This is a genomic window from Acinetobacter sp. HR7 (assembly GCF_000773685.1).
GTDB classification, from domain to species: Bacteria; Pseudomonadota; Gammaproteobacteria; order Pseudomonadales; family Moraxellaceae; genus Acinetobacter; species Acinetobacter thermotolerans.
Map to the genome: position 1 here is coordinate 1 of NZ_JPQO01000188.1, position 13,461 is coordinate 13,461.

15 protein-coding genes and 2 tRNA genes are annotated in these 13,461 nt (G+C 43.6%); 12 read left to right on the forward strand and 5 right to left on the reverse strand.

Annotation, left to right across the window (positions count from 1 at the left end; genetic code table 11):
- Positions 1 to 277: 277 nt before the first annotated feature.
- Both GW12_RS10580 and GW12_RS10585 read right to left on the reverse strand, forming a co-directional pair.
- Positions 278 to 353: transfer RNA gene (locus GW12_RS10580), tRNA-Gly, on the reverse strand.
- A gap of 46 nt (positions 354 to 399) precedes the next feature.
- Positions 400 to 475: transfer RNA gene (locus GW12_RS10585), tRNA-Gly, on the reverse strand.
- 237 nt (positions 476 to 712) lie between these two features.
- On the opposite strand from GW12_RS10585, the gene GW12_RS10590 reads away from it, so the two are divergent.
- The 5 genes from GW12_RS10590 to GW12_RS10610 all read left to right on the forward strand — a co-directional run bounded on the left by GW12_RS10590 (position 713) and on the right by GW12_RS10610 (position 3,507).
- Positions 713 to 1,021: a BolA family transcriptional regulator gene (locus GW12_RS10590; RefSeq protein WP_034587308.1), complete on the forward strand. Its 309-nt coding sequence runs from the start codon at positions 713 to 715 to the stop codon at positions 1,019 to 1,021.
- Positions 1,022 to 1,030: 9 nt separating this feature from the next.
- Entirely contained in the window at positions 1,031 to 1,423 is a 393-nt protein-coding gene (locus GW12_RS10595; RefSeq protein ID WP_034587310.1) for a SirB2 family protein, read from the forward strand.
- 55 nt (positions 1,424 to 1,478) lie between these two features.
- Positions 1,479 to 2,315 carry a ParA family protein gene (locus GW12_RS10600; RefSeq protein ID WP_034587311.1) on the forward strand — a complete coding sequence of 279 codons (837 nt, stop codon included), beginning with the start codon at positions 1,479 to 1,481 and terminating at the stop codon, positions 2,313 to 2,315.
- A 15-nt stretch (positions 2,316 to 2,330) separates the two neighbouring features.
- Complete coding sequence (locus GW12_RS10605) at positions 2,331 to 2,726, forward strand: hypothetical protein (protein WP_034587313.1); 396 nt, start codon at positions 2,331 to 2,333, stop codon at positions 2,724 to 2,726.
- 187 nt (positions 2,727 to 2,913) lie between these two features.
- Complete coding sequence (locus tag GW12_RS10610; RefSeq protein ID WP_034587314.1) at positions 2,914 to 3,507, forward strand: LysE family transporter; 594 nt, start codon at positions 2,914 to 2,916, stop codon at positions 3,505 to 3,507.
- 17 nt (positions 3,508 to 3,524) lie between these two features.
- Here GW12_RS10610 and GW12_RS10615 read toward each other — a convergent pair whose 3' ends face one another.
- A complete protein-coding gene (locus GW12_RS10615) occupies positions 3,525 to 4,163 on the reverse strand; it encodes a DedA family protein (RefSeq protein WP_034587316.1) in 639 nt (212 codons plus the stop codon).
- A gap of 195 nt (positions 4,164 to 4,358) precedes the next feature.
- On the opposite strand from GW12_RS10615, the gene GW12_RS10620 reads away from it, so the two are divergent.
- The 5 genes from GW12_RS10620 (at position 4,359) to GW12_RS10640 (ending at position 8,854) form a co-directional block, all read left to right on the forward strand.
- The gene (locus GW12_RS10620) at positions 4,359 to 4,805 is read left to right on the forward strand and encodes a DoxX family protein (protein WP_034587318.1); all 447 of its coding nucleotides are present in this window, start codon (positions 4,359 to 4,361) and stop codon (positions 4,803 to 4,805) included.
- Between the two features lie 96 nt (positions 4,806 to 4,901).
- Positions 4,902 to 5,264 carry a NirD/YgiW/YdeI family stress tolerance protein gene (locus tag GW12_RS10625; protein WP_034587320.1) on the forward strand — a complete coding sequence of 121 codons (363 nt, stop codon included), beginning with the start codon at positions 4,902 to 4,904 and terminating at the stop codon, positions 5,262 to 5,264.
- Between the two features lie 232 nt (positions 5,265 to 5,496).
- A complete protein-coding gene (locus tag GW12_RS10630; protein WP_052127914.1) occupies positions 5,497 to 5,895 on the forward strand; it encodes a NirD/YgiW/YdeI family stress tolerance protein in 399 nt (132 codons plus the stop codon).
- A 333-nt stretch (positions 5,896 to 6,228) separates the two neighbouring features.
- On the forward strand, positions 6,229 to 7,797 hold the full coding sequence (guaA, locus tag GW12_RS10635) for a glutamine-hydrolyzing GMP synthase (RefSeq protein WP_034587321.1): 1,569 nt from the start codon (positions 6,229 to 6,231) through the stop codon (positions 7,795 to 7,797).
- 160 nt (positions 7,798 to 7,957) lie between these two features.
- Positions 7,958 to 8,854 (forward strand): restriction endonuclease, encoded by an 897-nt coding sequence (locus tag GW12_RS10640; protein ID WP_081403492.1) that lies wholly within the window; start codon positions 7,958 to 7,960, stop codon positions 8,852 to 8,854.
- Here the strand turns inward: GW12_RS10640 and GW12_RS10645 are convergent, their stop codons facing one another.
- Positions 8,855 to 10,105 carry a GGDEF domain-containing protein gene (locus GW12_RS10645; protein ID WP_034587325.1) on the reverse strand — a complete coding sequence of 417 codons (1,251 nt, stop codon included), beginning with the start codon at positions 10,103 to 10,105 and terminating at the stop codon, positions 8,855 to 8,857.
- Between the two features lie 200 nt (positions 10,106 to 10,305).
- Positions 10,306 to 11,589 carry a diguanylate cyclase gene (locus GW12_RS10650; protein ID WP_052127915.1) on the reverse strand — a complete coding sequence of 428 codons (1,284 nt, stop codon included), beginning with the start codon at positions 11,587 to 11,589 and terminating at the stop codon, positions 10,306 to 10,308.
- A gap of 492 nt (positions 11,590 to 12,081) precedes the next feature.
- Here GW12_RS10650 and GW12_RS10655 point away from each other — a divergent pair, with 492 nt between their 5' ends.
- Together GW12_RS10655 and GW12_RS10660 are read left to right on the forward strand one after the other, a co-directional pair.
- Entirely contained in the window at positions 12,082 to 13,029 is a 948-nt protein-coding gene (locus tag GW12_RS10655; RefSeq protein WP_034587327.1) for a pirin family protein, read from the forward strand.
- 18 nt (positions 13,030 to 13,047) lie between these two features.
- Positions 13,048 to 13,446: an OsmC family protein gene (locus tag GW12_RS10660; RefSeq protein WP_034587328.1), complete on the forward strand. Its 399-nt coding sequence runs from the start codon at positions 13,048 to 13,050 to the stop codon at positions 13,444 to 13,446.
- The last annotated feature ends 15 nt before the right edge of the window (positions 13,447 to 13,461 follow it).

A 13,461-nucleotide genomic window follows, 5' to 3' on the forward strand; every position in this document is an offset into this window, starting at 1 on the left:
CACTTCAAGTTTTACTCTGCCGAGTGTTTCAGGTTTTTTTAAAAATTACTCAGTTCATATTGAGTAGAATTCATGCAAAAACTTAAACATGTTGATCTATAGTTGACATTGATAGGGCACGTTTTGGTCACTTTTGGTCACGTAAGCCCACTCTTAACTGATCTAACTTAACTTTTTACTCACTTTGAAGCTGATAGCTTTATAGACTGAAAGAAAAAATGTTATTTAAAATCAACAAGAAAAAAGCCCCCATCTTTCGATGAGGGCTTTTAGAATTTGGAGCGGGAAACGAGACTCGAACTCGCGACCCCAACCTTGGCAAGGTTGTGCTCTACCAACTGAGCTATTCCCGCAGGGTCGATTAATTTTTTACTATAAAAAATTAAACAAAAAAGAATCTGGAGCGGGAAACGAGACTCGAACTCGCGACCCCAACCTTGGCAAGGTTGTGCTCTACCAACTGAGCTATTCCCGCATGCCGTGTATAATACAGCATGCAAAAACAGGGTCAATAACTTTATGAAAAATCTTGCATCGTTTGCATAAAATAAAATCAATTCTGGCTATTCGCTTTTAAGATTAGACAAAATTTATGCAAAATTTTGTTAAAACAGTGCCTTGGCACCATTCGATTACGATTCATAAAGATAAAACTCCAGAAAGAACAAGGTATACTGAAAACAGTTTTAATCTTTTTATCGTGGAGAACGCCATGAGTATCGAACAAGCATTAAGAGAACGCCTTGCTACACTGTCTCCAACTTATCTAGAAGTGGTCAATGAGTCCTCTGGCCATGGCGGTTATTATCCCGGTAAAGAATCGCATTTTAAGGCCGTGATTGTTAGTGAAGCTTTTGCGGGCCTACGTCAGGTACAACGTCATCAGAAAGTTTATGCGGCAGTAGGTGATTTGCTTAGTCCGGAAAAAATCCATGCATTGGCGATTCATGCATTTCTGCCAGAAGAATGGGTAGGGCAGGACACCAGCAGTCCTGAATGCGCACATGCGCCAAAATCTTAAGAGGAACATATGGACACTCAGTTACTAGTAAAAATTATCCATATGTCTGCGGCCGGGCTGGCGATTGTTGCCATTCTGGCTCGTGCTATGACTTTGTTTGTTGGAACTCAAGGCAACTTACCTAATCCGGTTGCACGTAAGCCATTGGTGGCTTTGCAGCATCTAGCGCTGGCTGTGATTGCCCTGACCGGTATCATTGCGCTGTTCCTGAAGAATTTTGATGTTCAGCCCTGGTTTTATGCCAAGGTTATTCTGTTCCTGGTGATGATTTCTTCTCTAGGTAAAGCCTATAAAAAGGATGATTCGATCCTGCTGGTACAGCGTCGCGCTGGCCTGGTTATTGCAGTCATTTCATTAATTGCAATTATTGTTTTGGTGATCATCAAGCCAACTTTTGGCTAAATCATTTATCAATTAGGCAAATTTTAAAAAGATATAAAAATAATAGGGGGTTTTAATGCGTACACGTGTGGTGTTTAATCAGAAAGGTGGGGTAGGCAAGTCCAGTATTGCCGTAAATCTGGCAGCAATCAGTGCTCATGAAGGATTGCGGACATTATTGATCGATCTTGATCCGCAGGCCAATTCCAGCCAGTACCTGTTGGGTGACGATGCGACCTATTCAGAAAACAAACCGGCATTAGAACCCAATATTGAAAACTATTTTGAAGATGTACTGGGTGCACAGCAAAACAAAAGCCTGATTGGTAATGCCATTGGCACAATTTTAAAGACCCGTGCCAAAGGGCTGGAAAGCTATCTGCACCAGTCACCTTTCAAGCATCTGGATGTGATTCCGGCCAGCCCGAGTTTAGGTGAACTAGCTTATGCTTTGGAATCTAAGCATAAAATCTACAAGCTGCGCGACGCGCTGCAGCAATTGTCTGGACAATATGACCGGGTATTTATCGATACGCCGCCAGCTTTCAACTTCTTTACCCTATCTGCTTTGATTGCAGCAGATCGAGTACTGATTCCATTTGACTGTGATGTATTCTCGAAACGTGCGCTGCATACCCTGATTGAAAATGTCATTGAAACTCAGGACGATCATAATGACCGTCTGGAGATTGAAGGCATTGTGGTCAATCAGTTTCAGGCGCAGGCCAAGCTGCCGCGTGAAGTGGTCCAGCAGCTCAAAGATGAAGGCTTGCCTGTACTGGACAGCATGCTACCACCATCCGTGATCATGAAAGAATCGCATCAGAAAAATCAGCCACTGATTCATCTGGCTACTGATCATAAATTGACGCAGGCCTATCAATCGTTGTTCAATGAGATTGAGCAAAAATAATCTGATGAGTGCTTTATGAAACTCGTAAAACTCAGCCTACTAGGGGTGGCTATGATGGCCTTACTCAGTGCTTGTGCTTCGACGGTGAAGCCAACCTATGTCTCTCCTACGCAATACCAGTCTTTTGACTGCGGACAGATGCAGGGTGAATATAACCGCATCCAGCAGTATATCGACAATGGTGTACAACCGCCGAAGCGTACCGGTGTGGGGGTTGGCGTCGGTGTCGGTGGCGGCTGGGGTAGTCACGGTGGCTGGGGCATTGGACCGAGCATTTCCGTGAATATGGGCCAATCTTCCAATACCAAGAAAACCGAGCTGGCACGCCTGCTTGGTGAGCAGGAAGCGATTGTACAAGCTGCCCGTTACAAAGGCTGTCCATTGATTGTCCGCAAGGCGGCAGCGAAATAAGCTTTTCTCTACCCTTAAGTGCTGACTCTGGTCGGCATTTTTTAGCAGTGTATTCCAGCTGAAGCCAGTATTTTGCATAGAAAATACACGGGAATGACTGCTGGGAGCAGTTTTACAAGAATTTTCATCTTGTTATACATTGCTCATATTCGTTAATGTTGCGCCATTCTTTGGGGTAAGTTTGCGTATGATCGAAAACTGGATTTTTGTCTTGCCGGTGATTGCAGTCTTAATGATTCCAGGGCCGGGCAATGCCATGGTGGCCAGTGCTGCACACCAGCACGGTCAGGCCAAAACCAGTTTATATATTCCGGCGATTCTGTTTGGCTATTTTTATGCGATTAACCTGTGGGCCTTACTGATCCATCTGGCCACACCGTACTGGCCAAATTTCAGGGTCATGCTCTATGTACTGAGTCTGATTCTGGTGTGCTGGATGACCTTCCGGTTGTTTAAAGTGCAGCAACTGGAAAACCATAATCGCAAACATCCCCTGATCCGTCCCAGTCAGATGTTTGCTGCCACCTTAAAAAATCCCAAAGCGGTGCTGTTCGCGGCCGGTATTTTCCCCGACGAAACCTGGGACAATGTCACCAATTTTGTGCTGGTCTTTGCGGCCTTTAGTCTGGTAACCCTGCCTGTGTTTGGCTTCTGGATGTCCTTTGGTCAAGCACTGCTTTCCGGCGCTTCTGAAAAAAGAAAAACCGACCTCTTGTATAAAGGGTCGGCCTTATTTCTGTTGCTGTGTCTGATTCCGCTTATGATTAGCCTGTTTAACTGATCAGCATTTTTTCACTGTTAAGCCGGTTTGTTCTTTTTGAATTTTTGCTGGATATAGCCAAACACGCCCGGCAACACACTAATAATAATGATGCCGAAGATCAGATGAGTGAAGTTGTCTTTGACGATTGGCATATTGCCAAACAGATAACCCAGCACGACAAAGGACGTAATCCAGCAGAAAGCGCCAATCACGTTATAGGTCAGGAAATATTTATAGTGCATGCTACCGGCACCTGCCACAAATGGTGCAAAGGTACGAGCAAAAGGGATGAAACGGGCAAAAATAATGGTCTTGCCACCGTGTTTGGCAAAGAATTGCTGTGTCGCTAGCAGGTGCTTTTTATTGATAAAGCGCGACTCGATTTCAAATACGCGTGGGCCGATAAATTTACCAATATGATAATTCAGCGTATCCCCCAGCGCAGCGGCCAAGAAGAGCAGGGGAATCAGCACCCATGGATCCATTGCACCAGTCGATGCTGCCAGCGCACCTGAAGCAAATAACAGGCTGTCCCCCGGCAGGAACGGCATCACCACCAGCCCCGTTTCCACAAAGATAATCAGGAAGAGAATCGCATAAATCCACACCCCGTAATTGGTGATGAATTCAAGCAGGTGGTCATCAACGTGTAAGATAAAATCGAGCAATTCCATGAGGCGAGTACAAGCAAAAATATGCCTGAAATGCTAACAGTCCGGGGCAGGAAAGTCAGTAGCAGAAAGCAAATAAATTAAAGCGGGATCCTTGCCCAAAATACCAAATGTTGAACTTACAAATTATTGCGGAAGCCGTTTAAAAACAGGCATAGCATAAATGGGTCATGAGAAGAAAAATCAAAGGTGACTCCCATGTTAAATCCTGATTTGACCTTACAAAAAGTCTTTCTCAATTCTGCCACTGAAGCCTTGATTAACTTTGTCGCACGTGTATTTATCTCCTTTATTTTTATCGGTTCGGCCTGGATGAAAATCCAGAACTACGATGCTACGGCAGGCTATATGGAATCGTTTCATGTGCCCAGTGAATTACTGCCCTTAAGCATCCTGCTGGTAGGTGGTGGCGGGCTCGCCCTCCTGTTCGGCGTTCAGGCACGTCTGGCAGCGCTGGCTTTGGCAGTCTTTACGTTTATCTGTGGCTTTATCTTTCATGGTTCAGGAACACCGGACGATAACATTCATTTGATGAAGAATGTTGCCATGACCGGTGGACTATTATTCGTGTTTTTGCATGGGGCGGGGCAGTTTAGTCTGGACCATCTGATGACGAGAAAAATCACGCAATACCGCAGAATCTAACACTTCCGATATAATAGTTGTGTGTTATCGAGATGCGGTGAAAAGCCGCATCGGCTTGATCCTTATACAACGATAAAAATAAAAAAAGGACAGAAAATGAAAAAATATATGCTATGCAGCATCTTGCTTGCTACATCTGGCTCCTTCCTGTGGGCAAAAACTGATGAAGCCATTCTGGTGGAAGCAAAAACCAATACTGTGACGGTTGCTCAGGCTCAAACGCTGCCAGATGAAACTGGCGTAACGCTAAATGGCGAGATTGTCAGGCAGCTGGCGACGCAAAGTGATGAATTTGAACTTAAAGATAAAACCGGTTCCATCGTGATTGAAGTCGATGACGAACAATGGAAATCCCTCCAACTGAAAGCAGGTGACAAGGTTCGTATCTTAGGTGAAGTAGACGTCCATAGTGACCAGCCCACGGATATTGATGTGATTCAGATTGAACGGGTGAAATAGCAAAGATAAAAGGGGAATTCTGTCAGTCAGATAGGGTTTCCTTTTTCATATTGATTCTTAATTTCTAATCCTATCAGTCACTTGAATTTGGCTTCAATTTCATCTGAAAAACAGGCTTAAAACCTGAAATAGCTGTTTACAGAAAAGTGATTTGGGTCACATAAAAACCGGATACAACAGCCAAAAAGTCTGTTTCAATATTGCCTGATGAAGCTACATAGTGGACTCAATCATGAAGCAAATGTTATTGGTAGTGTTTCTTACCAGTACCATGTTTGCTACCGCATCTTGGGCCGGACAGCGTGAAGCTGCGATGTTAAGGGAAGCGGCTCAAAATACAGTGAGTGTTGCGCAAGCAAAACAACTGGCAGATGAAACAGCGGTAACCCTATCGGGTGTTATTGTTAAACGAACAAAAGGTGATCATTTTCAATTTAAGGATGGCAGCGGAACTATCGAAATCGACGTAGATGATGAGGTGTGGAAACCTCTCAGATTAAAAGCAGGAGATCAGGTCAATATCGTCGGTGAAGTGAATGTCCAAAGCGGTCAAGCTCCCATTATTGATGTTGAAAAACTGGAAAAAATACCCGGTAAACATCAACAGTGGCAGTGGTACAACCAGCATTAATAAAGGATAAATGAGCTACTGGCACGAGCATAGCTCTTGTCTTAATTTAGGCCTACAGCAGTGCTGTCCGAAATCTCTAAATTACTCTCCCATTTAATCCCAAATAATAATTCAAACAGGTGATATCCTCTATTCCAGTTAATAGAGGATATCGGAAGCTGATTATTTACAATAATTTTTCTATTTCTTATCTTCAGAAATGATTCGTTAAACACTGAAGAATTATATTCCAATCAACTAAATATTTGTCCTGTGCGAATAGTGTGCTTAATGCGGCGAAAAATGATAGAATACGGCGCTTATCTTTCGTTTGCCTTTCTATAGTTGTTTGTCATGACTACCAATACTCAAATCACTGAAGATCGTATCCTGATTTTGGATTTCGGTTCTCAATATAGTCAGTTGATTGCACGTCGCGTACGTGAATCTGGCGTATATTCTGAAATGTTTGCCTATGACATGTCTGAAGAAGACATTCGTGCATTTAATCCAAACGGCATCATCCTGTCTGGTGGTCCTGAGAGCGTACACGAAGAAGGCAGCCCACGCGCACCTGAAATCGTATTCAAGCTGGGCGTTCCAGTATTAGGTATTTGCTACGGTCTGCAAACCATGTCTGCACAGCTTGGCGGTAAGGTTGAGCCAGGTACAGTACATGAATTCGGTTATGCTGAAGTAGACATTAAAGTTCGCGATGGCTTAATTGGCGATCTTGAAGATTCAGCAGACAAATTGAAAGTCTGGATGAGCCACGGTGACAAAGTGACTCAAATCCCAGAAGGCTTCCAGATTACTGCCAGCACACCAAGCTGCCCGGTAGCGATGGTGTCTGATGAAAAACGTCGTTTCTACGGTATCCAGTTCCACCCGGAAGTGACCCATACTTCTAAAGGTAAAGAATTACTGTCTAACTTCGTTCACAACATCTGTGGTTGCCGCAGCCTGTGGAACTCTGAAAACATCATCGACCTGCGTGTTCAACAACTGCGTGAACAGATTGGTGATGAAAAAGTATTGCTTGGCCTGTCAGGTGGTGTGGATTCCTCTGTGGTTGCTGCACTGTTACACCGTGCGATCGGCGACCAGCTGACTTGTGTATTCGTGGACAACGGTCTGCTGCGTCTGAACGAAGGCGACCAGGTAATGGACATGTTCGCGAAAAACATGGGTATCCGTGTAATTCGCGCTGATGCTGAAAACCGTTTCCTTTCAGCGCTGGCTGGTGAAGTCGATCCAGAGAAAAAACGTAAAATCATCGGTCGTGAGTTCATCGAAGTATTCGCCGAAGAAGCACGTAAACTGGATGGCGTGAAGTTCCTGGCACAAGGTACGATTTACCCAGACGTGATCGAATCTGCTGCAAGCAAGCAGGGCAAGGCACACGTGATCAAATCTCACCACAACGTGGGTGGCTTACCAGAAGATCTGGCATTTGAACTGGTTGAACCTTTACGTGACCTGTTTAAAGATGAAGTACGTAAATTGGGTACCACTTTAGGCCTTCCTCATGAAATGCTTTACCGTCATCCATTCCCAGGCCCAGGTCTAGGTGTACGTATCCTTGGTGAAGTGAAGAAAGAATATGCTGACATTCTTCGTTTAGCAGATGACATCTTCATGCAAGAACTGCGTGCAAGTGGCTGGTACGATAAGACTGCCCAAGCATTTGCGGTATTCCAACCGGTGAAATCTGTTGGTGTCGTTGGTGATGGTCGTCGTTATGCATGGGTGATCGCACTGCGCGCAGTTGAAACAGTAGACTTTATGACAGCACGTTTCGCACACCTTCCATACGAGCTGGTTGACAAGATCTCAACTCGTATCATGAATGAGATTGCTGAAGTTTCACGTGTGGTTTATGACGTTTCTTCTAAACCACCTGCAACGATTGAATGGGAGTAAAACTGGGCTTTCACGAAGCACTGCTTCGTGCCAGTTTTACGCCGAGAACTGTGTTCGAGGCTATTTAGGGTGACCTAAATATTTCAAATTAAAAAGAGCGCTTAGGCGCTCTTTTTAATTTAGAATAATAGAAATTTTAAAATAAAATTAACATATTGCTATGTTTACACATTATGAATTAATGAAACCTTTAATGCATATTATGCAAAATAAAAGAGGACCGATTTCTAATCAGGAAGCTTTAAATCAAGTAATTCAGTATTTAGGTTTAACGGAAGAACAGAAAAACCTAAAAATGGAAAATGGTAAGAATCTAATCCAGTATAGATTAAGATGGGCTAAGACCTATTTAAAAAAAGCTGGGTTAATAGAAACGATTGATAATCAAAATTTTCAGCTTACATCAATAGGTAACGAATTAAATTTAAATTCTATTCAGAAGTTTAGTAATAAGATACTTTCAACTTATCCAAGTTTTAGGGAATTTCGTGCCAAGAATAAAGAGTTAGCTCAGGAAAGTACGGGATCTGAAGAAGAGCAAACACCAGAGGAAATTATTGAAATAGCTTCAAAAGAACTAAATCAATCATTAAAAGAAGAACTATTAGAAAAAATTAAAGCAAATTCTCCTAAGTTTTTTGAACAACTTGTTGTCGATCTGCTTGTAGCGATGGGCTATGGCGGTTCACATCAGGATGCTGCACAAGCAATTGGTAAAACTAACGATGGTGGGATTGATGGTGTCATCAGTGAAGATCGCTTAGGTTTAGATAAAATCTATATTCAGGCGAAACGTTGGGAAAATACCGTAGGTCGTCCTGATATCCAGCAATTTAAAGGTGCTTTAGCTGACCAAGTTGCAAAGAAAGGGGTATTTATTACGACTTCTAATTTCAGTAAAGAAGCAATTGAGTCTGCAAAGAAATCAGGCATTGTTTTAATTGATGGAGACAAGCTCACAACACTCATGATCGAATTTGGTCTTGGTGTGCAGATCGAACGGAGTTTTCATATCTATAAAATCGACCAAGACCGTTTTGATGAAGATAATTTCTAGTTACTCGCCAACGATTTTTATCGGACGGTCATTACTCCAGGAACCATGCACTTGTGGCTCCAGAATTGGACTCACGAAAGGATCATAGTGCTCCACCCGGTTCCGGCCATTGGCTTTGGCCTGATACAGCGCAATATCCGCCTGTTTGATCAAGGTATATAGATCATTTTCACAGGTTTCTAAAATCGCAGCTCCGACTGAAATGGTAAATCTTAAAGATTGCTGCTGATCAATCGCGACCTCGGTTCTTTCAATCCGCTGTCTTAAGCCGTCGGCAATTTTTAATGCATCATCCAGATGAGTATTCGGGAGCAGTGCAATAAATTCCTCACCACCATAGCGTGCCAGAATATCGGTAGGACGCATTTCACTACAGGCGGTTTCGGCAATGATTTTTAGGACCTTGTCGCCAATATCATGCCCATAGTTGTCATTAATCTTTTTAAAATGATCGACATCAAACACAATCAGTGAAGTCGGGTCTGGATGATCTTCCTCAACGATACTCAGTAAATGCCGATGCGCCAGATATTCAAAAGAACGGCGGTTATTCAAACCGGTCAGTGAATCGGTATGTGCCATATGCTCAAAGGCCTGACGGTTATATTCATTCAGCGTGTGCTGTAAAAACACGATCCTGGATTTTAGGGTCGAATTCCAGCTGATATAGATACTGAAACTCAGTACCGGCAGGTAAATCAGGGAAAACAAAATTAGCTGTTGCCTGTCCCCGTCGACATTGAAATACACACCGATATAGATCATCAAGGTAATCAGGGCGGAGGTGATCAGCGATGGCTTGAAATGCACATGCACACTCAAATTGGCCAGTACGATAAAAACCAGCGAAGCATATTGATAAATCTGGGTATAGGGACTTTCAGACTGGTTTAAATTAAAAAACCAGACCGCGCTGGCCCCAATAATGGATGTGGGTAGTAATAAATCAAATAAGGGCAAATTCTGCTTGTGATGATAGATCCAGATCGTGAGCAGAGTCATCAGTACGGTAAAACCCAGCTTGGTAATGATCAGCAGCGTATGAACATCAGTCAGCACATAAATATCTGCAAGGGTATAGGAGGCATAGGCAAACTGGGCAAACAGGTTGACCTGAAGCAAATATTTCAGGTGCAAACCTTTTTGATGCGAGTAATAGTCGGACTTGAGTGCACGGGGAATACGCACAAGTGGGTCTTTAAGTGCTTCCTGGATCAGGAGGCGCGATTCCTTATGAAGTTCATGCGGCATTCAGCCATCCCCATCAGAAAAATTATATTATTTGTGTCGTAATTTTGTATAAAAATCATTCTATTCTTTAATATTCCATTTTAAAAGTAGGGAATTAAAATACACATGTTTCGTTACAACTTTTTAATCTGAAAAATTCAAAAATAGACAATAAAAACATAATGGATAGAGAAATTTTTACTGGAAAAATTGATAGGGCTTTACGAGGTTATGGATTGGGATGTTTTTGATGGTGCAGATTGCATCTCCGGGCGATACACTCTGATCCGGTTACGTCCTGCCCGTTTGGCTGCATAGAGCGCAATATCCGCCTGTTTAATCAGTTCATCCAGACTTTGGCTAGGCGATTCCAGTTCAGCAATGCCAATGGAGACAGTAAATTGCAGAGGTGGATTCTCCTGCACAGGTACATGCTGGCGCTGAATGGAATGGCGGATCCGTTCTGCAATTAGCAGCGCATCCTGTAGCTGGGTATCAGAGAGCAGCACAATAAACTCCTCACCACCAAAACGGGCCAGTACATCGCTATGCCGCATTTCTTTGCGTGTGGTTTCAGCAATCACCTGGAGTACCCGGTCACCAACATCATGCCCATAGTTATCATTAATCTGTTTGAAATGATCGACATCAAACATCAGTAGACAGCTGGAAGAGGGAGTAGGCCATTCATGGATGCTATGCTCCGCCAGATTGACAAAATGTCGGCGATTGTAGAGCTGGGTCAGATCATCAGTATGTGCAAGTTTGCGTACCGCATGGTAATTCCATTCATCCAGCAGGGTCCTTAAAAACGTTCGGCGCATGTTGATGATATTGGTCCAGTTCATGTAGACGCTAAACAGCAGGATTGGAGTTAGTACCACCGCAAAAGTAAATGCTTCTGACAGTGTCATGATCTGAGTCATGGTGATCAATACAAACAGACCGATAAAGAGCGAGCAGTATAAGGAAACCTTGAACTGCACCTTGGTACTGAGATGAATGATCAACAGAAAGATGGCCGAAGCATATAAATAATTCGCCACATGTGGACTGGTGGAGGTAACCAGCATGATCATCCAGATGCCGGCACAGAGGGTCGTGGCAATTGGCATGATCGTGTCCAGCAGCCGGATGTCTTTGCTGTGGCGGAAGAGCAGCTCAGAAATTAGCCATAGACCGAGTGCCACTCCGACACGTGTCAGTCCGGAGATTAAAGCGAGATCCGGGATAATGAATAGATCGGCAAAGAAATATAGTAAAAAGGCCAGCTGACCCAGTAAATGGATGTGGCGCAAGCTTTGATAAGTATGCTGGTACAGATACTCATAAAAGCGCGGTTGGAATGGGGCTGGAATGCAGGCATGCTGATTCGCAAGTGCGTGTTCGATCACTTGGCGGTTATTTAGTTCATGTTCAGAAAGTTTCATATTTTCTGAAGCATGTTCACTGAGGTTGTGCAAGTTGGTATGAGAGCTATACAACTTACGGTCAGCAAAAGACATAATCAGGCCCAGAATTTAATAAGCTCATATTATGAGCAAATTGGAATGAATAAGAGCTACCCTAATTGGGGAGGATTGCGATGGATGGAACAGGAAAAAGTAACAAAAGATTTAAATATGGATGATAAGTGTGACTTATTTCGCATAATTTTTATAAAGTGTTATTTATTAAATCATAAATTAGCATAAATTCCGTTTCACGTGAAACAATTTGGTGCAAATTTAGGCATTTTTTAGAAGAAAATCGACCTGGAATGAATCAATATTGTATTAAAAATACGCAAGAATCCTCTTTGCAAAACAGCAACAACTGAGCTGGAAAATGTTGCTTAAAATCAGCTTGAGCCTATGACAAGAATAAATGAGATCGAGCACAGCTATCGAAGTGGTAAAACTGGATAATCCTAAAACTGAGAAACATAATCCTGTGATGCTGGCTATTCATGGAATCGAAATGCTCTGATCTTTTAACCTAGCTGAGTGAGCCGAATCATGTCGAATAATAATGAGACCGAAATTTTCAATTCAGATGACTGTATTAAATACGTCAATCAGTTTGTTACGGAATTTCCATTACGCCGTGCGGAAATCGGTCAGGGTACGGTGATCAAACGCGCCTTGCCGAGCAAGCATAAACGCATGATCGGGGCCTGGTGCTTTCTGGATCATGCTGGTCCGGCACATTTTCCACAGGGAGATGGTCTGGATATCGGCCCACATCCACATATTGGCTTGCAGACTTTTACTTGGATGATTGAAGGCACCATGATGCATTATGACAGTTTGGGGAATCAGCAGCTGTTGCGCCCGCGTCAGGTCAATCTGATGACAGCGGGTTATGGCATTTCTCATGCCGAAGTGGCACCGGAAACCGAAACCCATATACATGCTGCCCAGCTGTGGATTGCACTACCAGATGATTTAATCAATATGGCACCAGCGTTTGAGCATTATCCGGAATTACCGGTGGTGACAGATCAGGGCATTGAATTTACGGTATTGGTCGGGAAATTCCTGACTGCACAATCACCAGTCAAAGTGCATAGTGAACTGCTTGGGGTTGATTTATATTCGGCTGACAGTACCCGGGCCGTATTGCTACTGAATCCAAAATTCGAGTATGGCTTTCTGGCACTTGAGGGCACAGCCAGTATTAATGGGCATGAGCTGACCGATGACAATATGGTGATTCTGGAACCGGGCCTGGAGCAGGTGCAGGTCGAGATTCATGCCGGCAGCCGGATCTTGCTTCTGGGTGGTGAGCCTTTTGAGACGCCTATCCTGCTGTGGTGGAATCTGGTTGGTCGAGATATGGAAGAACTGAAAGTGGCCCGTGAACAGTGGATGATGGGGCATGAGCGTTTTGGCTCAATTCCAGAATATGATGGCCCGCGTCTGGAAGCGCCAGCTTTTCCAGAACGTATGCGTGCTTCCAAATAAGAATAAAGGACAACGAGGATGGCAATCATTGCAACTGCTCAGGTGCATAGTCTGGAAACGCCGTGGCAGGGGCGAATCAGTCATGGCAAGCATCAATATTTGACGGATAAACCAGAAAGTTTTGGCGGCCAGGACAGCGGTCCGGCGCCGTATGATTTTCTACTGGCCAGCCTGATTTCTTGCACCATGATTACCTTACGTATATATGCCCAGCATAAGGGCGTTGAATTGGGTGAATTTCAGGTCGAGGCAGACTTTTTCAGTAACAAAGAAGGGCAGGAATGGATTGAACGTCGCCTAAGTTTTCAAAATAAATTAGATGCAGAATGGCAGCAGAAAATTCTGGACATCTGTCAGAAAACCCCAGTGACCAAAACATTGCTCCGGAGTCTAGAGATTCGAACATCTTTGATGTGAACAGATTTATTTAAA